The organism is Halobacillus sp. B23F22_1 (genome assembly GCF_043497005.1).
Classification (GTDB): domain Bacteria; phylum Bacillota; class Bacilli; order Bacillales; family Halobacillaceae; genus Halobacillus_A.
In genome coordinates, this window is the sequence record NZ_JBIEKE010000002.1 from 431,516 (window position 1) to 453,053 (window position 21,538).

General features: G+C 38.2%; 25 protein-coding genes. 20 read left to right on the forward strand and 5 right to left on the reverse strand.

Annotated elements, in window-relative coordinates; genetic code table 11:
• The first annotated feature begins 13 nt into the window (after positions 1 to 13).
• Complete coding sequence (locus tag ACGTNH_RS09975) at positions 14 to 283, forward strand: helix-turn-helix transcriptional regulator (RefSeq protein ID WP_394586565.1); 270 nt, start codon at positions 14 to 16, stop codon at positions 281 to 283.
• A 34-nt stretch (positions 284 to 317) separates the two neighbouring features.
• On the opposite strand, the gene ACGTNH_RS09980 is transcribed toward ACGTNH_RS09975, so the two are convergent.
• On the reverse strand, positions 318 to 566 hold the full coding sequence (locus ACGTNH_RS09980) for a ferredoxin (RefSeq protein WP_394586566.1): 249 nt from the start codon (positions 564 to 566) through the stop codon (positions 318 to 320).
• A 118-nt stretch (positions 567 to 684) separates the two neighbouring features.
• On the opposite strand from ACGTNH_RS09980, the gene ACGTNH_RS09985 reads away from it, so the two are divergent.
• From ACGTNH_RS09985 to ACGTNH_RS10000, 4 genes are read left to right on the forward strand one after another with little or no spacing between them, the layout of a single operon-like run.
• The gene (locus tag ACGTNH_RS09985; protein WP_394586567.1) at positions 685 to 1,758 is read left to right on the forward strand and encodes a YpbB family protein; all 1,074 of its coding nucleotides are present in this window, start codon (positions 685 to 687) and stop codon (positions 1,756 to 1,758) included.
• Entirely contained in the window at positions 1,736 to 3,265 is a 1,530-nt protein-coding gene (locus tag ACGTNH_RS09990; protein WP_394586568.1) for a RecQ family ATP-dependent DNA helicase, read from the forward strand. Before ACGTNH_RS09985 ends, ACGTNH_RS09990 begins: the two co-directional genes overlap by 23 nt.
• Positions 3,252 to 3,848, forward strand: coding sequence for a CPBP family intramembrane glutamic endopeptidase (locus ACGTNH_RS09995; protein ID WP_394586569.1), 597 nt, complete (start codon positions 3,252 to 3,254; stop codon positions 3,846 to 3,848). Before ACGTNH_RS09990 ends, ACGTNH_RS09995 begins: the two co-directional genes overlap by 14 nt.
• Complete coding sequence (locus ACGTNH_RS10000; RefSeq protein ID WP_394586570.1) at positions 3,841 to 4,104, forward strand: hypothetical protein; 264 nt, start codon at positions 3,841 to 3,843, stop codon at positions 4,102 to 4,104. Before ACGTNH_RS09995 ends, ACGTNH_RS10000 begins: the two co-directional genes overlap by 8 nt.
• A gap of 100 nt (positions 4,105 to 4,204) precedes the next feature.
• On the opposite strand, the gene ACGTNH_RS10005 is transcribed toward ACGTNH_RS10000, so the two are convergent.
• The 3 genes from ACGTNH_RS10005 to ACGTNH_RS10015 are packed head-to-tail and all read right to left on the reverse strand — an operon-like array spanning position 4,205 to position 5,268.
• Positions 4,205 to 4,774 carry a manganese catalase family protein gene (locus tag ACGTNH_RS10005; RefSeq protein WP_188375832.1) on the reverse strand — a complete coding sequence of 190 codons (570 nt, stop codon included), beginning with the start codon at positions 4,772 to 4,774 and terminating at the stop codon, positions 4,205 to 4,207.
• 21 nt (positions 4,775 to 4,795) lie between these two features.
• Entirely contained in the window at positions 4,796 to 5,032 is a 237-nt protein-coding gene (locus tag ACGTNH_RS10010; protein ID WP_394587688.1) for a spore coat protein CotJB, read from the reverse strand.
• 17 nt (positions 5,033 to 5,049) lie between these two features.
• Complete coding sequence (locus ACGTNH_RS10015) at positions 5,050 to 5,268, reverse strand: spore coat associated protein CotJA (RefSeq protein WP_394586571.1); 219 nt, start codon at positions 5,266 to 5,268, stop codon at positions 5,050 to 5,052.
• A gap of 180 nt (positions 5,269 to 5,448) precedes the next feature.
• On the opposite strand from ACGTNH_RS10015, the gene ACGTNH_RS10020 reads away from it, so the two are divergent.
• From ACGTNH_RS10020 to ACGTNH_RS10040, 5 genes are all read left to right on the forward strand, one after another.
• Positions 5,449 to 6,351 (forward strand): MerR family transcriptional regulator, encoded by a 903-nt coding sequence (locus ACGTNH_RS10020; RefSeq protein WP_394586572.1) that lies wholly within the window; start codon positions 5,449 to 5,451, stop codon positions 6,349 to 6,351.
• Positions 6,352 to 6,474: 123 nt separating this feature from the next.
• Positions 6,475 to 7,059 carry a genetic competence negative regulator gene (locus ACGTNH_RS10025; RefSeq protein ID WP_394586573.1) on the forward strand — a complete coding sequence of 195 codons (585 nt, stop codon included), beginning with the start codon at positions 6,475 to 6,477 and terminating at the stop codon, positions 7,057 to 7,059.
• A 119-nt stretch (positions 7,060 to 7,178) separates the two neighbouring features.
• Positions 7,179 to 8,123: a D-alanine--D-alanine ligase gene (locus tag ACGTNH_RS10030; protein WP_394586575.1), complete on the forward strand. Its 945-nt coding sequence runs from the start codon at positions 7,179 to 7,181 to the stop codon at positions 8,121 to 8,123.
• 117 nt (positions 8,124 to 8,240) lie between these two features.
• The gene (locus tag ACGTNH_RS10035) at positions 8,241 to 9,521 is read left to right on the forward strand and encodes a Glu/Leu/Phe/Val family dehydrogenase (RefSeq protein ID WP_394586576.1); all 1,281 of its coding nucleotides are present in this window, start codon (positions 8,241 to 8,243) and stop codon (positions 9,519 to 9,521) included.
• Between the two features lie 80 nt (positions 9,522 to 9,601).
• Positions 9,602 to 10,591, forward strand: coding sequence for a YpdA family putative bacillithiol disulfide reductase (locus ACGTNH_RS10040; protein WP_394586577.1), 990 nt, complete (start codon positions 9,602 to 9,604; stop codon positions 10,589 to 10,591).
• A 246-nt stretch (positions 10,592 to 10,837) separates the two neighbouring features.
• On the opposite strand, the gene ACGTNH_RS10045 is transcribed toward ACGTNH_RS10040, so the two are convergent.
• Positions 10,838 to 11,809 carry an asparaginase gene (locus tag ACGTNH_RS10045; protein ID WP_394586578.1) on the reverse strand — a complete coding sequence of 324 codons (972 nt, stop codon included), beginning with the start codon at positions 11,807 to 11,809 and terminating at the stop codon, positions 10,838 to 10,840.
• Positions 11,810 to 11,900: 91 nt separating this feature from the next.
• Between ACGTNH_RS10045 and prsW the strand changes: the two genes are divergently transcribed.
• From prsW to der, 10 genes are all read left to right on the forward strand, one after another.
• Positions 11,901 to 12,566: a glutamic-type intramembrane protease PrsW gene (gene prsW, locus ACGTNH_RS10050; protein ID WP_394586579.1), complete on the forward strand. Its 666-nt coding sequence runs from the start codon at positions 11,901 to 11,903 to the stop codon at positions 12,564 to 12,566.
• A gap of 167 nt (positions 12,567 to 12,733) precedes the next feature.
• The gene (sleB, locus tag ACGTNH_RS10055; protein WP_394587689.1) at positions 12,734 to 13,459 is read left to right on the forward strand and encodes a spore cortex-lytic enzyme; all 726 of its coding nucleotides are present in this window, start codon (positions 12,734 to 12,736) and stop codon (positions 13,457 to 13,459) included.
• 11 nt (positions 13,460 to 13,470) lie between these two features.
• Positions 13,471 to 14,814, forward strand: coding sequence for a germination protein YpeB (gene ypeB / locus ACGTNH_RS10060; RefSeq protein WP_394586580.1), 1,344 nt, complete (start codon positions 13,471 to 13,473; stop codon positions 14,812 to 14,814).
• A gap of 194 nt (positions 14,815 to 15,008) precedes the next feature.
• Positions 15,009 to 15,671 (forward strand): flagellar brake protein, encoded by a 663-nt coding sequence (locus tag ACGTNH_RS10065; RefSeq protein ID WP_394586581.1) that lies wholly within the window; start codon positions 15,009 to 15,011, stop codon positions 15,669 to 15,671.
• Between the two features lie 164 nt (positions 15,672 to 15,835).
• A complete protein-coding gene (cmk, locus tag ACGTNH_RS10070; RefSeq protein ID WP_394586582.1) occupies positions 15,836 to 16,510 on the forward strand; it encodes a (d)CMP kinase in 675 nt (224 codons plus the stop codon).
• A gap of 5 nt (positions 16,511 to 16,515) precedes the next feature.
• Entirely contained in the window at positions 16,516 to 17,106 is a 591-nt protein-coding gene (locus ACGTNH_RS10075; protein ID WP_394586583.1) for a lysophospholipid acyltransferase family protein, read from the forward strand.
• Between the two features lie 91 nt (positions 17,107 to 17,197).
• Positions 17,198 to 18,340, forward strand: a complete 1,143-nt coding sequence (gene rpsA / locus ACGTNH_RS10080) for a 30S ribosomal protein S1 (protein WP_394586584.1) — start codon at positions 17,198 to 17,200, stop codon at positions 18,338 to 18,340.
• A 15-nt stretch (positions 18,341 to 18,355) separates the two neighbouring features.
• Entirely contained in the window at positions 18,356 to 19,390 is a 1,035-nt protein-coding gene (gene fni / locus ACGTNH_RS10085; protein WP_394586585.1) for a type 2 isopentenyl-diphosphate Delta-isomerase, read from the forward strand.
• Positions 19,391 to 19,433: 43 nt separating this feature from the next.
• A complete protein-coding gene (locus tag ACGTNH_RS10090; protein WP_394586586.1) occupies positions 19,434 to 20,030 on the forward strand; it encodes a YphA family membrane protein in 597 nt (198 codons plus the stop codon).
• A gap of 186 nt (positions 20,031 to 20,216) precedes the next feature.
• Complete coding sequence (der, locus tag ACGTNH_RS10095; RefSeq protein WP_394586587.1) at positions 20,217 to 21,527, forward strand: ribosome biogenesis GTPase Der; 1,311 nt, start codon at positions 20,217 to 20,219, stop codon at positions 21,525 to 21,527.
• The last annotated feature ends 11 nt before the right edge of the window (positions 21,528 to 21,538 follow it).

Genomic DNA, 21,538 nt, shown 5'->3' on the forward strand with positions numbered 1-21,538 from the left:
GGAGAAGGTAAGAATGGATCGCTGCGAGATAAGAAAAATAGTTTCGCTCAAACTAAAACTTGTACGGGTTGAGGCAGGCTTTACCCAAAGCTCTATGTCCCAAATGATCGGACTGTCGAAAAAAACGCTTGTTCAAATTGAAAAAGGTCGACTAGTAGCAGGTTGGTCTACAGCTGTCACGGTATGTGCTTTGTTCTCTGAGAGCCGGATATTAAGAACGGCTCTGGAAGATTCACCTATAAAGGTCATAAAAAGACTGGGCTTTAATGAGTGGGAGCAGTAAAAAAACCCCTCTCTAAAGAAAGGGACTTTTTCGTTCACTCAAATCTCAGCGGATCTCCGTTAAAGGGCTTCTCTTCAATCTTGATTGAGTCTGTTGGACAACCTTCGTAAGCATCTTCCATGTCATCCTCCAAATACTCTGGAACTTCTTCCAAGCCTTTATTTTCATCTAGAACGACATAGGCTAACCCTTCATCGTCATAGTCAAATATATCTGGAGCGGCTGCACCACAGGCCCCGCATGCAATACAAGTGTCTTGATCTACTATCGTATATTTAGCCAAATTCATGAACCTCCTTTATGTTTTACCTCATGAAGATTGACTTAGAGGATCAATGCCATAGGTTTATTGTAAATTGGTAAACGAGACATTTCAATACCTAAGGAAAAGAGGACGTTACATGTTTGAAGCAATCTTGTTGAAATGTATTCTTTCGTTAAGAGGAGAGCGTTCTATTTCAGGTGTCTATCATTTGATTCAAGGGAAGCGCTCTTCACAAACATTACAAGATGCTAGAATCTATGAATTAGACCGCTTATTTGGTGTATACCCCCAACTGAATAAAGAACAAGTAAATAATGTAATGGAGCAGATGGTTAATAAGGGATGGATAGAAGTAAACGAAGAAGGTATGCCAGTAATAAAAGATGCGGGCGTGAATCACTTATCTTCTTCTATTATTAATAAGAACCACTATTTTAACGGTATGGTGTATCATCGCCACGTAACTATATTCGAAAAAAGGTTACGGTTGCTTATTCAAACCGTCACTTGTACTAAAATAAACAACTTATCCTTTCTTCCTATTGAAGAAGATTCAGCCATACAGCAATGGGTGAAAATAAAATATAGAGAGAATCGTCTTAACGATTTAGCAAATTCTCTTTTTGAAGAAATAAACGCATTACTACTTACTGTCCATGATAAAGAAGCTGAACTGTTTACAGCTCGGTTAACGGGCGGCAATTTGACAGGAAGAACGAGAGAGCAGCTAGCTTTACAATATCAAATGATTAAAGAAAATGTTGATTTAAATATTCGGCATACATGGTTTTATATCTTTCAGAAGGTCATAAAACATCCTGGCTCGTATCCTGCTCTTTTTTTAGGTATGGAAGGGTTACAGACGAGTGAGCTCATCACTGACTCGGCTAAACAAACCTATGAATGGCTCAGACGAGGTTTTGAGCTTGAAGAAATTTGTAAAAAGCGAAGATTGAAATTGAGCACCATACAGGATCACGTGGTAGAAGCCGCATTAGTGATGCCGGCGTTTGATATCACACCTTTTATAACGATTGAGGATCAACAAACTATTGGCCGGATGCAAGATGAATTAAAAACCAATAAACTAAAAAACTTATATGAATCATTGAATAAAAAATATAGTTATTTCGAACTGAGATTAGTACTTGCCAGAACAAATTATGCACAAAAGGAGAAGAATACTCATGGGCAGCCATCGACTTCTTGATTATTTAAAACAGCATTTTGGGTATTCGAGTTTTAGAGAAGGACAACAGGAGATTATTGAAGATGTACTAGAGGGAAAAGATGTATTAGGAATTCTTCCCACTGGTGTCGGTAAATCACTTTGTTTTCAGTTACCTTCTTTACTGCAGAAAGGTACCACTATTGTAGTGTCGCCGTTGATTTCTTTAATGGTTGATCAAGTTAAACAATTAAAAGCTAAAGGTTTTAAATCTGTAGTTGCTCTTAATAGCTTTATGGAGCTAAAAGAAAGAAAGGCAGTTTTCCAATCTTTACATAACTATCGTCTCATTTACTTGTCTCCGGAAATGCTGCAAAATCGTACAATTATTCATGAATTAAAAAAACTATATGTCGAATTGTTTGTTATTGATGAAGCACACTGTATTTCCCAATGGGGACATGAATTCAGGACAGATTACTTGAAGTTAAGCCAAGTGGTAAAAGAATTTGGAGATCCTACTATTCTTGCGCTAAGTGCAACTGCTACGCCGGAAGTACAGGAAGATATTAAATGTCAGCTGAAAAAGCTTGACATGGTTTCTCATATTTATAGAATGGACAAATCAAATATGAGTTTTGCGGTGGAGGATGTTCTTTGGCACCAAGAGAAAGTGGAAAGAATTAAGTCAATTGTCTCAAACAAACCCGCTCCGACTATGATTTATTTTTCTAGCCGTAAAGCAGCTGAACAGGTTGCAGCAGAATTGACTCTTTCGCTCGATCAACGAATTGCTTTTTATCATGGCGGGATGGAAACCATGGATCGATTGCTTGTCCAACAACAATTTATGAAAGATGAACTTGATGTTATTTGCTGCACAAGTGCTTTTGGCATGGGGGTAAACAAACCCAATATTCGCAGAGTCATTCACTATCATTTTCCAACTCAAATTGAGTCATTTATTCAAGAAATCGGTCGAGCTGGAAGAGACGGAAAACCATGTGCAAGTCTAGTACTGCACACCCCTAATGATCAGGTGCTTCCTCAGAGGCTTTTAGAGAAGGAACTGCCACAAGAGGAGGACGTAGAGCGCTTATTGCGCTGGCTTGCACATAAAAACGAATTGCTCATAGATGAAGAGATGACTGAAATTTTACAACTGGCAGAGTCGCAATGGAATTTTCTGAAATATCATTTGGAATACCATCATGTAGTAAGTAATCGAATGATTCAACGCCATCCAGATTTAATAGGATTACGCGCTAAGATAAGCAAGCGCTTAAAAGAACGATGGCTCTATAAAAATAATAAATATAAACAGATGGTCAACTGGATTCATTGTAGTGGTTGTCGACGAAAGCAGTTGTACGCTCCTTTTCAAAATGAAATATCAAGACCTATTGTGACGTGCTGTGATTACTGTGGTTTTTCTATAGATGATCTCGAAATATATGAAGAGCGTGTAAGCTCAGTGGATACAATTGAAAATTGGCAAGACAGGCTTAGAGCATTATTTCTTCAGGAGACTACCAATGACGAAACGTAGTCAAAGTGATTTTATAAACCAGCTCTCTACTCGTCAAATTACCAAACACTTAATCATTACTCAGATCATTTTATTACTTGTTGCTGTCCTGGCGAGTTTAATATTGTTTCAAGCTCCGCTCAAAACATGGCTTTCTCTTATTTCTATACAAATAACGGAGGTTATATTGTTAGGAGCGCTTCCAGCTGCTTTAATTTTATCTATTGACTTCACACTAATGAGATTTCTTCCTGAACGTTTTTACGATGATGGCGGAATTAACCAAAAAGTATTTCAAAATCACAGCATACTAAACATTTTTTGGTTAACACTGCTTATTGCGGTTTGTGAAGAAGCTTTATTTAGAGGTGTCATCCAGACATCATTTGGCTATTTCACAGCAAGCACTTTATTTGCACTCATACATTTCAGGTATTTGAAAAAATTGGTTTTATTAATTTCTGTTTTATTTGTTAGTTATTTTCTTGGTTACATGTATGAAATTACAGGGAACTTACTCGTGACCATCACGGCTCATTTTCTCATCGACTTTATTTTAGGCGTGTGGATTTCGTTGCGAAATGGGGGGAGAAACAGTGAGTGACAAAATTGATACGACTGAACATGGTGAAAAAGTAGAAACAGTTTTAGACTTACCTTCTCGATCTGAGACACATAGAAAGGAGAAAGCTAGTGCAAGATGGAGGTTTAGTCTATTATGGTTTAAGAGCTTACTGGGTATCTTTATAATCTTAATATTACTGATTCTTACTCATCCTTATTGGAGCAGCTGGGTAGACAAATATAAACTAAAGAATGAGGATCCCGTTTCTTACATTGAGGAGATATCTATAAAATAAAACAGCTCCCAATTAGGGAGCATAAATTAAATATCATATCAGTTCAAAAAACCGCTAGAATCCTGTGGGAATGTGGAATAAGTTTTCTTAAGGCTTGTTATTAGAAAATATGCTTGCGGTTTTGTTCTTGTTTTAATATCTCCACTGCTTCTCTAAAACGTTGGGAATGTACAATTTCCCTCTCTCTTAAAAATTTCAAACTGTCATTTAAGCATGGATCATCTGACATATTGATGATCCATTGATAGGTTGCTCTTGCTTTTTCTTCAGCAGCGATATCTTCGTATAAATCAGCAATAGGATCTCCTTTGGCTTGAATATAGGTTGCCGTCCAGGGATTACCTGCCGCATCGTGATAAAATAAAGCATGATCATGGTTGGCGTAATGAGCTCCTAAACCTGCTTCTTTGAGTTGCTCCGGTGTAGCGTCTTTCGTTAACTTATAAACCATGGCAGCAATCATCTCGAGGTGGGCAAATTCTTCTGTACCGATATCGGTAAGCAGCCCGATCACTTTATCTGGTATTGAATATCTTTGGTTTAAGTATCGAAGGGCTGCAGATAATTCACCATCTGCACCACCGTATTGTTCAATGAGATACTTGGCTAATCGCGGATTACACTCACTTACCTTTACCGGATATTGTAACTTTTTTTCGTAATACCACATAAGGATCCTCCTTTTTAATATTTACATCTGCCAGGGCCAAGGGGGCTCGTTCCAGCTCCATGGATAGGAGGAAAAACTTCCTCCGAACTGCCTCAACGGTCCGAATTGCTGTTCATACTGTGACTTTAATTGTTTACTTTGTGCTGCTAACTGGTTAAACTGTTGTATGGCGTTATAATCTTGTGGATGTGTATCCAAATATAAAGTGAGTTCGACTAACGCGAAATCTACTTGTTGGATTTGTTCCATTTGTTTCATTTGCTCTCGACTCGGCTTCACTTGCTTTCACCTCGAATCGGCGTCGGGTACGGATCAAATAAAACCGGCCACAAAGTTCCTTTAAATAGTGCTTCCTTCAAAGGAAACTGAGGAAGACCAGTAGGCTGAAAACCTAAATATAAATTCGGAGGCGTTTGATAATACTTCCATTCGATCGGCGGGCAAGGATCAGCTGTGCTAGCATACGGATGATACCATTTTATAGGGGTATACATATCCATCACCTTTCTTAACAGTCATACCTTCACCATATGATGTAAAAACTTGTCCTATTCGGTTTAAGACTTAATTCAAGGACACGGTTGAATTGGTGTTATACGAAGAATATACAAACTTTACACAATGATAAAACAAACACTATAATTAATGTAAAACCTTCTAGTGGAGGGAAGATAATGCCAACACCAAAAGCGAAATATAATATTAAAGCAGTTTCCAATATGCTGGGCATTCAAGCGGGCACACTGAGAGCTTGGGAACGTAGATACCAAATTATCCGGCCTGCACGAAACAACGCTGGTCATCGCTTATATACTGACGATCATATTCAAACATTAAAATGGCTTATAGATAAAGTTAATAAAGGGTTTACGATATCTCAAGCGGTCTCCTTGTTGGAAAACAGTGAAAGCCTTTCTGAGCCTCCACGAATTCAAGAAGAAAAGAATCATTTATCTGCCACTGGAGATCACCTGCTTCAAAGTTTGTTATCTTTCGATGAACGTGCTGCCCAATTAAAGCTTGACGAAGCTTTTAGTTTATTTACTCCTGAAACGGTAGCCATTGATATGATAGGGCCTTTATTAGTCAAAATAGGGGATATGTGGGAAAATAATGAAATCACGAGTGCACATGAACACTTTGCCAGCAACTTTTTGCGTTCTCGCATGGGGATGCTGCTGTTAGCTGTGCCTATCGAAGGTATTCAACCAAAAGCTTTACTTTTGTGCGGTCCAAACGAACGTCACGAGTTAGGGTTGCTAATTTTTGCCTTGTTTTTAAAGCGGAGGGGATATGAAGTTGTATACCTGGGACAAAGCATTGCCGGAGGAGATATTGAGGTAGTAATTGATGAAGTTGAACCTGCCTTTGTGTTCATGTCCTGTACAATGAAAAAAAATATAGCTATGGCCATCAGACTGGTTGAAGATTTAGACGAGAAGTACGCAGATTTAAGAATCGGACTAGGTGGATATGCTTATGAAACTTTGCCAGAATTAGATAGAAAAAGGCTTCAGCCCTATATTGTCGGGAGTACTAAGGACGAATGGGAAAGCTGGCTTCAGAGAAGTCTATAGTAAATTAAGAAATGATTGCCCCTCAGTGAAATCGCGGATATAATTCTAAAATAAGTGCCATATTTAGAGCGGTCATCATAAGATATAGATAACAGATATCCTTAATAAAAAGGGGGCGTATACATGCGAGTCGAAAGAATGTCTAACGAGAAATTTAAAATCTTCTTAACCTTTGATGATTTGTTAGACAGAGGCTTGACAAAGGAAGAACTTTGGAGTGATCTTCCAAGGGTGCACCGTGTATTTAGTGATATGATGTATGACGCCGGTGTAGAATTGGGTGTTGAATTAAATGGGATGCTTCTCGTTCAAGTGTATTTGCTGCAGGCACAAGGAATGCTCGTAGTTGTAACGAAATCTAAGGAAGAAATAGACGAAGATGATGGTTATATTGAAATGAAAGTAACTTTAGATGAAAGTAAAGAGATGATATTTGCATTTGATGACTTTGAAGATATTATTCAGGCGGGATTGCACTTGTTTGCTTTAGAAGTGCGTCAGGGGGATGTGTACCTTTACAATGACCTTTATTACATGGTGCTTGACGACGAATCTATTTTTCACTTAGATGCCGAACAAGTTATCGCTTTATTATCTGAATTTTCCTCAGCCTCAGCGGTTACTTCTCATCGTTTAATTGAATATGGTCAGCCCATCATGGAAAAAAATGCAATACAAATTATTAAACAATACTTTTCCCCATCATAAGATAAAGTTAGAACGAAGCACATGCTTTCGTTCTTTTTGTTTGATTTAAATTAGAAGCGGGGTAAAGAACGTGTTAAAATAAGGTGAAACTTTGGACTGAAGAATGGAGTGTTCATAGCATGAAAGTTGCAGTGTTATACGGGGGAGTCTCCGGAGAAAGAGAAGTATCTTTATCAACAGGTAAAGGAATTATTCAGGCTTTAAAAAATAAAGGACATGAAGTAATAGGAATTGATTTTGATCCAAGCAAAATAGAACAACTCATTCACTTGAAGGTGGATTTAGTGTTTATCGGCCTGCACGGCCGCTTTGGTGAAGATGGAAGAATTCAAGGGCTGTTAGACATGCTCGATATCCCGTATGTGGGCTCAGGAGTACTTTCTTCTGCTTTAGCTATGGATAAAGCGAAGTCAAAGCAAATTTTTGAAACAAATGACATTCCTACCGCTTTAAGCCATTCTTATGAAATAAACAGATACGAGAACTATTCAGTAATTGCAGAAGAAGTTAAAGCAAGCTTTACTACACCTTTTGTTGTAAAGCCGAATCAAGAAGGTTCTACATTAGGTCTGACAATCGTTAAAGAAGATAGTCAAATTGATAAAGCTATAGAAGTCGCGGCTGCATCCGATACTGTCATTTTAGTAGAGGAATACGTAAGGGGCAGGGAGGTTACCGTACCTGTAGTCGGTAAGCAAGGAGAAGAGACAGCATTGCCTGTGATCGAAATTATTCCAAAAAGTGATTATTATGATTTCGATTCAAAATACAAGCCAGGTGGCAGTGAACATATTGTCCCGGCTAAGGTTTCTGACGAATTAACAGAACAATTACAGAATTATGCAGTTCAAGCTCATCAATTGTTAGGATGCAGCGTATATTCCCGAGTAGATTTTATTATTAATGAGAATAATACACCTATTATATTAGAAGTAAATACATTACCTGGTATGACACCTACAAGCCTTTTTCCAGATTCCGCTCAAGTAGTCGGATGGAGCTACGATGACTTGGTTGAGCAATTTGTTAATTTATCTTTACCAAATAAGAGTCAGGGTTTGTAATCGCTTTCATTTCTTTTTAAAAAATAAGAGAGAAAGCTAGGCATAACGATAGGTTACGTGTATACTATTGACTGAAAGAGCACCCTTAGCGACTGGTTTCACATAGGAGGTAAATCGATGGTAGCCGATAAAGCTGACGTCAATACAAATGATCAAAATGATAAGTTAGACGTTTTAAAATCCACGCAAAAAGTAGTGAAAAAAGCCCTGGATAAATTGGGTTATCCTAATGAGGTTTACGATCTGCTGAAAGAACCTGTAAGAATGATGACAGTAAGAATTCCTGTTAGAATGGACGACGATTCTATAAAAATCTTCACCGGTTTTAGAGCTCAGCATAATGATGCGGTCGGTCCCACTAAAGGGGGCGTGCGGTTTCATCCGAACGTTTCTGAAAAGGAAGTAAAAGCACTATCTATTTGGATGAGCTTAAAAGCAGGAATTGTAGACTTGCCTTACGGTGGCGGTAAAGGCGGTATTGTGTGTGACCCTAGAGACATGTCTTTTAGAGAGTTAGAAGGGGTAAGTCGAGGCTATGTAAGAGCGATTAGTCAGATTGTAGGCCCGACTAAAGATATACCCGCCCCTGATGTGTTTACAAATTCGCAAATTATGGCTTGGATGATGGATGAATATAGTCGAATAGATGAATTCAATAATCCTGGATTTATTACAGGGAAGCCTTTAGTTTTAGGTGGTTCACATGGTCGAGAATCCGCAACGGCAAAAGGGGTGACGATCTGCATAGAAGAAGCTGCTAAAAAGAAAGGGATTCAAATCGAAGGTGCACGTGTGGTTGTGCAGGGATTCGGCAATGCAGGGAGCTTTTTAGCAAAGTTCATGCACGATAAAGGAGCAAATGTAGTAGGTATTTCCGATGCTCATGGAGGATTGCACGACCCTGATGGTTTAGATATTGATTACTTACTTGATCGAAGAGACAGTTTTGGTACGGTTACTAACTTGTTTAAGAATACAATTACAAATCAAGAGTTATTAGAACTCGATTGTGATATTTTAGTGCCAGCAGCGATTGAAAACCAAATTACCGAAGAGAACGCAGGCAAGATAAAAGCAGATATTGTAGTGGAAGCAGCAAACGGACCTACTACTTTAGAGGCTACAAAAATTCTTTCTGACCGTGGTAAACTGCTTGTACCAGATGTATTAGCATCTGCAGGTGGCGTTACAGTTTCTTATTTTGAGTGGGTTCAAAATAACCAGGGATATTATTGGACGGAAGAAGAAGTGGAAGAGAAATTACACAAAGTTATTGTTAAAGGCTTTGATAATGTTTTTAGAACAGCAGAAAACCGACGGGTTGATATGAGGCTTGCTGCTTATATGGTGGGCGTGCGTAAAATGGCTGAGGCCTCTAGGTTTAGAGGATGGATATAGGTTGATTCTAAAGATTAAATCTCCTATCATTTATATGGTAGGAGATTTTTACGTGTTGGCAATAAAGAGGAGTGACGAAGGTGCTAGAAGAAAAAGTCATCATTATTGGCTCAGGTCCTTGTGGAATGAGTGCAGCAATAGAATTAAAAAAATTAGGTATCGATGCTTTACTTATAGAAAAAGGTAATGTGGTAAATTCGATTTATCATTACCCAACTCATCAAACTTTTTTCAGTTCTAGTGAAAAATTAGAGATTGGGCAGATTCCGTTTATTACAGAAAGACAAAAACCTGTAAGAAACGAAGCATTGGCTTATTATCGTGCTGTAGCTGAACGCGAAACATTACGCATCCATTCTTTTGAAAAAGTAACGAATGTTACGAAAGCAGAAAATGGATTTTATCTCAAGACTTTAAAAAATGATCATGAAGACAAGCTGTACCATGCGAAATATGTGATTGTAGCCACAGGTTATTATGACCAACCGAACCCTTTAGGTGTTGAGGGTGAAGAATTAGATAAAGTAATGCATTACTTTAAAGAAGCTCACCCTTATTTTAATAAAAATGTGGTCGTCGTCGGCGGGAAGAACTCCGCTGCTGATGCCACGTTAGAACTTGTAAAAGCTGGAGCAAATGTTACTGTCTTATACAGAGGAGAAGATTATTCAAAGAGTATAAAACCTTGGATTCTGCCTCAATTTGAAGCTTTAGTGAGAAAAGAAATCGTAAGTATGGAATTCTGTGCTCATTTAAAGGGAATCACTGAGACAGAAGTCGTTTATACTTGTAAGGGCGAAGAAAAACGATTGAGTAATGATTTCGTTTTTGCAATGACTGGTTACCGTCCAAATCATCAGTTTCTAACCTCAATGGGTGTGGATATAAATGAGGAGACAGGACGTCCGTCATTTAATGAAAATACGATGGAAACGAATATTCGAGATATTTATATCTCCGGGGTTATCGCAGCAGGATATAATAATAATGAAATATTTATTGAAAACGGCCGGTTCCATGGAGGGCAGATTGCCCGCTCCATTTGTGATAAAGAAGGGGCTGGGATATAAGAAACGAACGATAAAAAACTCATAAGGGTACCAGGTACCGAAAAGCCCTAAAAGAGCGAAGTGCTAAGTGTGAATTTCGGTATCTGGTACCCGGTGCGTAAAAAGAAACTGAGGCCGTGACCATGGAACGCGAAGTATTTTGACGGGGCAAAGGTAAACTCCTTCCTTGGCACATAAATAATCCGAACTGATTTTAATAAAATCGTTCGGATTATTTTATGCCTTATTCAGTTTTGTTCCAGCCTCCTAATAACCAAACATAGGATTTAATTCTAATGGGTTATTCGTCATCTCTAAAGCAACCATTAGTTTAATTCTTGCTTTAGGACCTGTTAAGCCATTGGCGAAAATGACTCCCATTTCTCTAAGCCTGCGCCCTCCACCTTCGTAACTATAGGTATCTTGGACGATACCTTGATAACATCTAGAAACGAGAACGACAGGGAGCCCTTTTTGTATGGTCTCTTTAATAGACGGAATTGTTTCCGGAGGAAGGTTTCCTTGCCCCAGCGCTTCAATAACCATTCCATCAGCACCGCTCTTTCGTGCGGCTTCTATAATAGAGCCATCCATACCTGCATAAGCTTTTATAAGGACAACTTTTTTTGTAAGCTGCTGAATAGGGTAAGAATCGTGACTTGTTGATTTATGATGAAAGAAAACTTCATTTTTTGTCGTAATACCAATAGGGCCATATTGGGGACTTTGGAACGTTGCAACATTACTTGTCGATGTTTTCGTTACATTGCGTGAAGTATGAATTTCATCATTCATCACGACAAGCACTCCTTTATCTTGAGCTTCATCGCAGCTGGCTACTTTTATCGCACTTAATAAATTGTAAAGGCCATCTGAGCCAATTTCATTACTTGACCTCATAGCCCCCGTGACAATAACAGGCTTTCTTGTTTGTAAAAACAGATCTAAAAAATAAGCTGTTTCTTCCAGAGTATCTGTTCCATGAGTAACGACGATTCCGTCATAATGTTGAGCAGCTAATTTTTCATGAATGAATTGCCCTAGTTTTAACATGTGATCAGGACGGATATGAGGGGAAGGTAAATAAAATAAGATTTCATCTTCGATCTTTGTGCTTCCACTTAAAAATGAAGTGATCTCCTCTAAAGGGTGTTGATCCCCTGTATTTACTTCGCCTGTCTCTTTATTTTCTTTCATAGAAATTGTTCCACCAGTATGTATTACTAAAATTGTTTTCATAAGAACCTCCTGCTAGTTCAAATATTCCTTTTCTTACCTTTCCATGATACGATGAAATTCAGCGGAAGAAAAGAGAAGGGGGAGATGACCATTGGCCATTTTAACAGCTGCTGTCGCACCTGCAGTAGCATTGATGACTTTTATTTATTTAAGTAAACGTATTGAATTAGAACCTCTTCCTCTCATTATAAGGATGTTTATTTTAGGAGCTATTCTAGTCTTCCCGCTTATGTTTATTCAGTACGCTTTTGAAAGCGAAGCCATATTCCAGTCGCCTATAATGAAGTCAATTTTTTTAGCGGGGTTATTAGAAGAGTTTTTTAAATGGTTTTTCTTTCTGTTTGTAGCCTATCGGCACGCTGACTTTGACCACCATTATGATGGCATTATTTATGGGGTGGCTATAAGTTTAGGTTTTGCTACATTAGAAAATATTATTTATCTATTCGCTAATGGAATAGAAATTGCTCTGCTCAGAGCCGTTTTCCCTGTATCTTCTCATGCTTTATTTGGATTGCTCATGGGTTTTTACATGGGTAAAGCTAAGTTTTCCTTGCGTTATAGGCGGCTTTCCATTTCTTTAGCATTAATTATTCCAGTAGTTTTACATAGTTTATACGATTACTTTATCGTCAGTTCGATTTGGTTATACTTGATTATTCCGTTCATGATTTTTTTATGGTTAATAAGTGTTCGTAAAATTAACCTTGCTAATAAGCATCATGATAATCTTTTATCCCCGGATCCTGATCATTAGCTGCCTTCTTGAGGCGGCTTTTTTATTAGCTTATGTATATTGTTCTCTATTTGTACAAAACTACCTCTATAAATAAAAGATGGGTCAGGGGTGTAAATGAGATGGCTAGGAAGAAAACTGTAATGTTTGCTTTATTATTCACGCTTCTAATATTACCTGTGCCTGAAATGAATCATAGTGGTAAGATTCATGCCTTTACAAATCAGGTAATACAGCAGGGAGCAGTTGGTCAAGATGTGATAGAACTTCAAGCGAGGTTAAAACATCTTGGGTTTTACAGCAAAGAAGTAGATGGTGTATTTGGATGGAGTACCTACTGGGCAGTAAGGAATTTCCAATATGAGTTTGGAATGGAGATTGACGGTCTAGTAGGACCGGAAATGAAAAACAAACTAGTTAAAGCTTCAAAAGGATATGAACAGTACTTACCCTCAGGAGAGGGTCAAACGAATAAGCAAGGTCAAGGCCAAAGCAGTGGTGAGGGGGGACAGGAGACCACTCCTTCAGAACCAACGGCCGTTAATGTCCCTGGAGGTTACTCTCAAAACGATATTAAGTTAATGGCGAACGCGGTTTATGGTGAGGCACGCGGTGAACCCTATGAAGGCCAGGTTGCCGTAGCGGCAGTTATCCTGAACCGTTTAGACAGTGCTACCTTCCCTAATTCAATCTCAGGTGTAATCTTTGAACCTAGAGCATTTACAGCGGTGGCCGATGGTCAGATTTGGCTGACTCCTAATGACACAGCTGAAAAAGCGGTAATTGACGCGATTAATGGCTGGGACCCTTCAGGAAATGCAACCTATTACTTCAATCCAAATACAGCCACTTCAGGTTGGATTTGGTCTAGGCCGCAAATTAAGAAAATCGGAAAACATATCTTTTGTAAATAGGAGGTGGAGTGATGTTTCGCTGGATTACGATTTCGTTATTAACACTTTTAGTCATTGGGGCTGCGGCATTTGCGTACAAAGAGCATCAGGATAAAAATGCGATACTTATTCAAGCAGAGAACAGTTATCAGCGCGCTTTTCATGAGTTGACTTCTGATGTGGATACTCTTCATGATAAAATTGGGGCAACACTCGCTATGAACACAAGGAAGCAACTTTCTCCACAAATGGCTGAAATCTGGAGAATTACTTCTGAAGCAAGCTCTGATGTTGGTCAATTACCATTAACGCTTCTTCCTTTTAATAAAACGGAAGAATTCTTATTTGATATTGGAGACTTTGCTTATAATACGGCGATCAGGGATTTAGATAAAGAGCCTTTATCCGAAGACGAAATAGCAGGGTTAGAAGAATTATATAAGCAATCGGGTGATATAAAAAATGAACTTAGAAAAGTTCAAAATATGGTTTTAAAAGACAACCTTAGGTGGATGGATGTAGAACTAGCATTAGCCACCAATGATGAAACTGGAGACAACACGATTATTAATGGTTTTAAAACGGTAGAGAAATCCGTGGATGGATATCAGCAGACAAATATGGAGACAGGCATATCTTCTAGACCTGATGAGAAAGATCTTTCTCACTTAAAAGGGGAAAAGATCAACAAAGATAAAGCCATCCAGATTGCTCAGGAGTGGTTCGGCGAAGTAGATCCTTCTGAGTTTACGATTACTGACTCTGGTAAGGGGGCTGACATACCAACAGTAACGGCTTCTTTTCATAAAGATAAGAAAAACGGGTACATGGACATGTCCAAGCAAGGTGGGTATCCGTTGACTATCATGGTAGCAAGGGATGTAGAAGATACAAAGATTAGTTTAAATGAAGCTTCTAATAAAGCTAAAGAATATGTGGATAAACTTGATTTAGAAAACATGGAACTGATTGAAAGCAGTCAATATGATAATGTAGGCGTTTTTAGGTATGTATATACCGAGGACGATATCCGTTATTATCCAAGCACTGTTCAAGTGAAAGTGGCTTTAGATAATGGCGAAATGCTAGGTCTGGATGCTCTTCAGTATTATAGTCGTCCAAACGAATCGATTAATGAAGAGCCTGTTCTCTCGGAAGAAGAAGCGAAAGAGATGATTAATCCTAATCTGGAAGTGCAAGAGAACTATTTGGCCGTTATAGAAAATGATGCTCAAGAGCTCGTCCTCTGCTATGAATTTTTAACGACAAAAGATGATGAAACTTATCGGATATTTATAAATTCCGATAATGGAGAAGAAGAAAAAGTAGAAACGTTAAACACTAGTGAGGCTAAATTTAATACAGATATATCTTAAAAAGCTGCTTCTCGCAGCTTTTTTAGTTTTCATTAAAACTTAAACGCTTCCGTATATAAAGAAGAAAGCGTATAAATCAAATTTATAACTGGTCAAGTTTATGGATCTAAAGTTCTATGCTTTTCTTACTATCTTATTTTTGAGATAATTAAGAAAAATAATTACTTATATGTGAAAAGGAAAGAGGGGAAACCATGTTGAAAGTGGGAACACCAATCACTCTTGAATTACATGCAGAAAAACAAGAAGACATAGAAAAATTTAAATGCAGGTTAGTTGATCATGCAGATCAACAAATCTTTATTGATTACCCCGTGAAACTTATTACCCAGAAAACCGCTTTTTTCTTTGAAGGTGCTCAGTTTCAAGCAAGTTTTTTAGGGGAGGACGGATCCGCATATTGGTTTGAAACAGAAGTGCTTGGTCGTCGAAAAAAAAATATCCCTGTCCTTGTGCTTAGCTTTCCAGGGGAAGACGAACTGGTTAGAGTTCAAAGAAGGCAGTATGTTCGAATAGATACGGCAATTAATGTTGCCGTAAAGGGAAGGAATAGCCCAGTACAGTTTACTACGGTAACCCGTGATCTTAGTGGAGGCGGCATGGCAATTTATGAGCCGAATGGCACTTCATTAACTAATAATCAATTATTTGATTTTACCCTAGTCCTACCTATGAATAGTGGAGAATACTATTATATAGATGTGCTTGGATCTGTCGTAAGATCCTCATTCAATAAAGAAAGTCATGTTTCCGCTGTTTCGGTAGAGTTCGTTGAACTTAATGAAAAGTTTCGTCAACTCATCATTCAATATTGTTTTGAACAACAAATGCAAATGCGTAAAACAAAAAGACTATAGCGATTTGTATAGATATTGATTAGCTTTTTATGTTATTCTTTACGAGTGTATTATAGAAAACGGTGTACATAAATACAACAATTTCAAAGGTTGGAAACAAAACGCGCTTTCTTATATAATGGTGCGTTTTCGTATGTAGCATTGTAAATATTGGAGGAAGAAAGATGACACGTAAACTCGCCATAGCTATTGATGGACCAGCAGCAGCAGGAAAAAGTACAGTCGCTAAAAAGGTTGCTGAACAATTATCTTATATTTATATAGATACAGGTGCTATGTATCGAGCGATTACATTGAAAGCCTTAAAGCATGCAGTCGATCTTAATCAGGAAGAAGCTCTTGAGGAGCTTCTCAAACAAACGAGTATTGAACTAGTTCAAGAGGCGGATGGACAACATGTAAAACTGGATGACCTTGATGTTACTAAAGATATTCGTACACATGAAGTAACATCTAGTGTTTCTTACGTAGCAAAGCACCCTAAAGTGAGAAAAGAAATGGTAACCAGACAACAAAACCTTGTAGAACAAAGAGGAGTTGTGATGGACGGACGTGATATTGGCACGCATGTCATTCCCGATGCAGAAGTGAAAATTTTTATGATCGCTTCTGTTAGAGAAAGAGCAGAACGTCGTCATAAAGAAAATATAGAGAATGGCTTTTCATCTAACTTGAATGAATTAATGGAAGAGATACGAAAAAGAGATGAGATCGACTCACAACGGGAAATAGCGCCTTTGGTGAAAGCTGCAGATGCAATAGAAGTAGATACAACTTCGTTGTCGATTGAAGAAGTCGTTGATAGAATTATTCACATAGTTGAGCAGGCAGGGAGGTAGTATACGTGAATTTATATAAATTTGGAAAAGCTCTCTGTGCTATTATCTTTTATCCTCTTTACCGCATAAAGGTGGTAGGAAGAGAGAACATTCCAAAAGATGGGCCAGTTATTATTTGCAGTAATCATATTTCAAATTTTGATCCTCCTATTGTAGGTATTACAAATAACAGAAATATTTATTTCTTAGCTAAAGAAGAATTGTTTAAAAACAAGCTTATTGGGGGAATTTTGAAAAGAGTGCATGCGTTTCCAATCAAAAGAGGAATGAGAGATCGTAACGCTCTACGTAAAGGACTAGATATTCTTAAGCAAAATCATGCTTTAGGATTGTTCCCAGAGGGTACTAGACAAAGGAACGGAGAAATTGGTAAAGGACTAGCTGGAGCAGGTTTCTTTGCTCTTCGTTCAGAAGCGGCAATTGTCCCGTGTGCGATTATTGGCCCGTACCGCAAGTTTAAACCGCTTAAAGTAGCTTATGGAAAGCCAATTGATCTGCAGCCTTATCGTGATGAAAAAGCATCTGCACAAGTCGTTACAGATCTAATTATGGAAGAAATCAGACAATTGCATAAAATCCACAGCGAAAAAGGGTAAATACTTGACAAACCGCTTCAAATATTAGAAGTTAGACAAAAGGGCATTTCTGTAATTAGGTTGTGTCGGAAATTGAAGGAGGTAGCTTGGCATGGATGAAATGAACCATGAAGTATCAGGTATGAAAGAATTTTCTGCAGGGGATATCGTGACTGGTAAAGTCGTGAAAATTGAAGAAAAACAAGTCCTTGTAGATGTAGGATATAAAGTTGAAGGAATCGTTCCTATTAGTGAATTATCCAGTCTGCATGTAGAAAAAGCCTCAGACGTCGTTAGCGAAGGTGACGAACTTAAACTTCAAGTGAAAAAGGTAGAAGATGATGAGATTGTCCTGTCCAAAAGGGCTGTAGATGCTGATAACGCTTGGCAGGACCTTGAAGATAAATATGAAAGCGGTGAAACTTTTACTGCTGAAGTTAAAGACGTTGTTAAAGGTGGACTTGTAGTAGATATCGGACTGCGAGGCTTCATTCCCGCTTCCTTAGTTGAAACTTATTATGTTGAAGATTTTGAAAATTATAAAGGTAAAGAATTAACCCTGAGAGTGGTAGAGCTGGATCGCGACCAGAACCGCGTGATTCTCTCACACCGTGCAGTTGTAGAAGCTGAAGAATCTTCTAAAAAGCAAGAAGTTCTTCAATCACTTGAAGAGGGACAAGTAATTGAGGGAACAGTACAACGACTGACTGACTTTGGGGCTTTCGTTAACCTTGGTGGTATTGACGGTCTTGTACATATCTCGCAGCTTTCTCATGAACACGTCGAGAAAGCTTCAGATGTGGTAGAAGAAGGTCAGACCATAAAAGTGAAAGTATTGTCAGTTGATCGTGATAATGAAAGAATCTCCCTATCTCTTAAAGCTACTCAGCCTGGACCATGGCATGATATTTCCAGCCGCGTTCAGTCTGGTGAAGTAGTAGAAGGAACAGTACGCCGTCTTGTAAGCTTCGGTGCGTTTGTTGAGGTTTTTCCAGGTGTCGAAGGTCTTGTTCATATTTCCCAAATTTCTAATCGCCATATTGGAACGCCTGGTGAAGTATTAGAAGAAGGACAAACCGTGAGTGTTAAAGTTCTTGATGTTGATGAAGATGCGAAAAGGTTGTCGTTAAGCATGAAAGAACTTGAGCGTGAACAAAGCAGGGAAGAAGTAAAACAGTACGAAAAAGAGGAAGACAATGCTGGATTTTCTCTTAGTGATATGATTGGCGATCAATTAGATAAATACAAAAAATAACAGGCGGTGATGGTTATGTCGAGGGCCAAAAGGAAGCTCGATCATATCCGCCACGCACTTAGTCATGAACATAATGTTTATAATCACTTTGATGATGTAAACATTGTGCATCAAAGTTTAACTGGTTTAAACTTTGATCAACTTCATTTAAGCGCACATGTGGGAGAACTTACTTTAAGTTCTCCTATTTTTGTAAATGCAATGACTGGCGGCGGCGGAGAACAAACATTATCAATAAATCGCAATTTAGCTAGAGCCGCTGCTGAAACCGGGATCGGTATGGCAGTGGGCTCACAAATGTCAGCTATAAAAGATCCTTCTGAAAGATTAAGCTATGAAATCGCTAGAAGAGAAAATAAAGAAGGCGTCCTATTTGCAAATGTGGGTAGTGAAGCTTCTCTTGAACAAGCCAAATCAGCTGTAGAGATGATTGATGCAAATGCACTTCAAATTCATTTGAATACCCTTCAAGAATTAATAATGCCGGAAGGAGACCGTGATTTTTCAGGGCGTTTACATAAAATAGAGACTATAGTTAACCAATCAGAGGTGCCTGTTATAGTTAAAGAAGTTGGTTATGGAATGTCTCGCGAAGCCATTCAAAAGCTTATAGAACTGGGTGTCCGTTATATAGATGTAGGAGGAAGAGGGGGCACGAACTTCTCAAAAGTTGAAAATATGCGACGTACTAAGCCTTTTGCTTCCTTCGATAATTGGGGAATACCTACACCAATGTCTCTTTTAGAAGCAAAACAATTAGAAGAAGATTACGACCTTACAATTTTAGGTTCAGGAGGTATACGTCATGGGGTTGATGGTGCCAAAACAATTGTTCTAGGTGCCAAATCCTTTGGCATGGCCGGCGTATTGCTAAAAGTATTGGTAGAGGAAGGATATGAATCTTTAATTGAACAAATAGAACATATTAAAAAGGAATTAAAAATGGTAATGATGTTAACAAATTCTAAAAATGTTGAAGAATTAGGAACCGCTGCTTTTACTTTAAATGGAGCTACGAAAGAGTGGGCACAGCAACGAATTAATGTTTAAACAGAAGAGCAAACAGCCATAATGGAAGTAAGGAGAGGACATTATGGCTAGCACTTACTATTGGTATGCATGGGTAGTTTTCGTTATTATTGCGTTCTTCTTAAATGCGAAATCGAGTAATAAAAACGCATTACTTCTCTTTGTTCTAATTCAAATGATTATGATTACGAACTACATAGAAGGTCAGAGACCATTTTGGATATCTTTTTTTATTCAGTCTCTTTTTGGTGTTTATTTATGGGCAGAATCCCGGTCAATTTTTCAACATTTATGGCCGATCCTTTTCACCTGCTGCTGGTCGATCTATCAATTGTTTTTATTAAGTAATCCTGTGTGGTACCTTTTCCCCGGTGTCCAATTAAGCACCTTGCTTTTAGTGGGTATTATTTATTATTTGGGGTTTTCTTTAAACAGTCAGCTAGGATTATGGATACTCATGAATTCGTTTGGGGTAATTACTTCTTACACAGTGAGCCATGTTTTGTATTTAGATTTTATGCCTGATTTCATTGAGTTTCATATTACTTTATTTAAAGGGATGATGGCTATATTTACTATAAATGGGATAGCCTATGTTAAGAAAGTTTCAAGGCGCGTAAAAAGGAAAAAGAAAGGGATGCCTAAAGTTTCATCGTTATAGTAAACAAAAATTAAATTGTATATGGCTAAGGAATTTGCTAATATAAATAAGTTAGGTCATTTCTGCTATTCTTTATGGAAGTATGCTTGAACTAGCAGTTCCAAAGAACAGCAGTATTTTTTTATTTGCATGTATAATAGAAATCTCAATAACTGATAAATAAGATAGGGAAAGGATGATCCTTTCATGCGAAAATCTATAGCAGCCATAGTAGGGCGGCCAAACGTTGGTAAGTCCACTATATTTAATCGATTAGTAGGAGATCGTATCTCAATCGTTGAAGACACTCCTGGAGTGACAAGAGATCGAATTTACGCTGAGGCTGAGTGGTTAAATACTACGTTTAACTTAATTGATACAGGCGGTATTGAATTAGGGGATGAGCCGCTACTAGTTCAAATGAGAGCGCAAGCTCAAGTAGCTATCGATGAAGCTGATGTGATTGTGTTTATGGTAAATGGAAGAGATGGAATTACAGGAGCCGATGAAGAAGTAGCTAAAATTTTGTTTAAATCTAATAAACCTGTGGTTCTCGCAGTGAATAAAGTAGATAATCCAGAGATGAGAGAAGATATTTATGAATTTTATTCTTTAGGATTCGGGGAACCTTATCCAATCTCGGGTACTCATGGTCTCGGTCTAGGAGATATGCTTGATGCTGTAATCGAACATTTTCCTGAACGTGAAATTGAAGAAGTTGATGATGATATTGTCCGTTTCAGTTTAATTGGGCGGCCAAATGTTGGTAAATCATCACTCGTTAACAGTATTTTAGGTCAAGAGAGAGTAATTGTAAGTGATATTGCCGGTACAACAAGAGATGCCATTGATACGCCTTTCTCAAAAGATGATCGTGATTTTATTATTATCGATACAGCGGGTATGAGAAAAAGAGGAAAAGTTTACGAGTCTACGGAGAAATACAGCATTATGAGGGCGTTAAAAGCAATTGAACGATCAGATGTTGTTTTAAGCTTAATTGATGCGGAGACCGGTATACAAGAACAGGATAAAAAGATTGCCGGGTATGCCCACGAAGCTGGAAAAGCTGTCATCATTGTAGTAAATAAATGGGACACTGTAGAATCTAATGAAAAAGCGATGAAGGAATTTGAAGACGATGTGCGCTCTAATTTCCGCTTTTTAGATTACGCGCCAATAGCCTTTTTGTCGGCAAAAACTAAGAAGAGGACTCACACGCTTCTGCCTAAGGTTATTGAAGCAAGTGAGAATCATGCCCGCAGAGTACAAACAAATATTTTAAATGAAGTAATTATGGATGCACTTGCTATGAATCCTGCTCCATCCATCAAAGGACAAAAACTGAAAATTTTTTATGCTACACAAGTGGCGGTTAAGCCCCCGGCTTTTGTGGTATTTGTTAATGAACCTGAACTTATGCATTTCACGTACGAGCGCTTTCTAGAAAACCGTATAAGAGAAGCGTTTGGATTCGAAGGAACTCCAATTAAAATTATTGCAAGAAAACGTAGCTAGTATGAGAGGAG

Bases quoted from the DNA above. Each gene is read 5' to 3' on its own strand.
- ACGTNH_RS09975 (WP_394586565.1), top strand. From the start codon at position 14: ATGGATCGCTGCGAGATAAGAAAAATAGTTTCGCTCAAACTAAAACTT.
- ACGTNH_RS09985 (WP_394586567.1), top strand. From the start codon at position 685: ATGTTTGAAGCAATCTTGTTGAAATGTATTCTTTCGTTAAGAGGAGAG.
- ACGTNH_RS09990 (WP_394586568.1), top strand. From the start codon at position 1,736: ATGGGCAGCCATCGACTTCTTGATTATTTAAAACAGCATTTTGGGTAT.
- ACGTNH_RS09995 (WP_394586569.1), top strand. From the start codon at position 3,252: ATGACGAAACGTAGTCAAAGTGATTTTATAAACCAGCTCTCTACTCGT.
- ACGTNH_RS10005 (WP_188375832.1), bottom strand. From the start codon at position 4,774: ATGTGGTATTACGAAAAAAAGTTACAATATCCGGTAAAGGTAAGTGAG.
- ACGTNH_RS10010 (WP_394587688.1), bottom strand. From the start codon at position 5,032: ATGAAACAAATGGAACAAATCCAACAAGTAGATTTCGCGTTAGTCGAA.
- ACGTNH_RS10015 (WP_394586571.1), bottom strand. From the start codon at position 5,268: ATGTATACCCCTATAAAATGGTATCATCCGTATGCTAGCACAGCTGAT.
- ACGTNH_RS10020 (WP_394586572.1), top strand. From the start codon at position 5,449: ATGCCAACACCAAAAGCGAAATATAATATTAAAGCAGTTTCCAATATG.
- ACGTNH_RS10025 (WP_394586573.1), top strand. From the start codon at position 6,475: ATGCGAGTCGAAAGAATGTCTAACGAGAAATTTAAAATCTTCTTAACC.
- ACGTNH_RS10030 (WP_394586575.1), top strand. From the start codon at position 7,179: ATGAAAGTTGCAGTGTTATACGGGGGAGTCTCCGGAGAAAGAGAAGTA.
- ACGTNH_RS10035 (WP_394586576.1), top strand. From the start codon at position 8,241: ATGGTAGCCGATAAAGCTGACGTCAATACAAATGATCAAAATGATAAG.
- ACGTNH_RS10045 (WP_394586578.1), bottom strand. From the start codon at position 11,809: ATGAAAACAATTTTAGTAATACATACTGGTGGAACAATTTCTATGAAA.
- sleB (WP_394587689.1), top strand. From the start codon at position 12,734: ATGAATCATAGTGGTAAGATTCATGCCTTTACAAATCAGGTAATACAG.
- ypeB (WP_394586580.1), top strand. From the start codon at position 13,471: ATGTTTCGCTGGATTACGATTTCGTTATTAACACTTTTAGTCATTGGG.
- ACGTNH_RS10065 (WP_394586581.1), top strand. From the start codon at position 15,009: ATGTTGAAAGTGGGAACACCAATCACTCTTGAATTACATGCAGAAAAA.
- cmk (WP_394586582.1), top strand. From the start codon at position 15,836: ATGACACGTAAACTCGCCATAGCTATTGATGGACCAGCAGCAGCAGGA.
- rpsA (WP_394586584.1), top strand. From the start codon at position 17,198: ATGGATGAAATGAACCATGAAGTATCAGGTATGAAAGAATTTTCTGCA.
- fni (WP_394586585.1), top strand. From the start codon at position 18,356: ATGTCGAGGGCCAAAAGGAAGCTCGATCATATCCGCCACGCACTTAGT.
- ACGTNH_RS10090 (WP_394586586.1), top strand. From the start codon at position 19,434: ATGGCTAGCACTTACTATTGGTATGCATGGGTAGTTTTCGTTATTATT.
- der (WP_394586587.1), top strand. From the start codon at position 20,217: ATGCGAAAATCTATAGCAGCCATAGTAGGGCGGCCAAACGTTGGTAAG.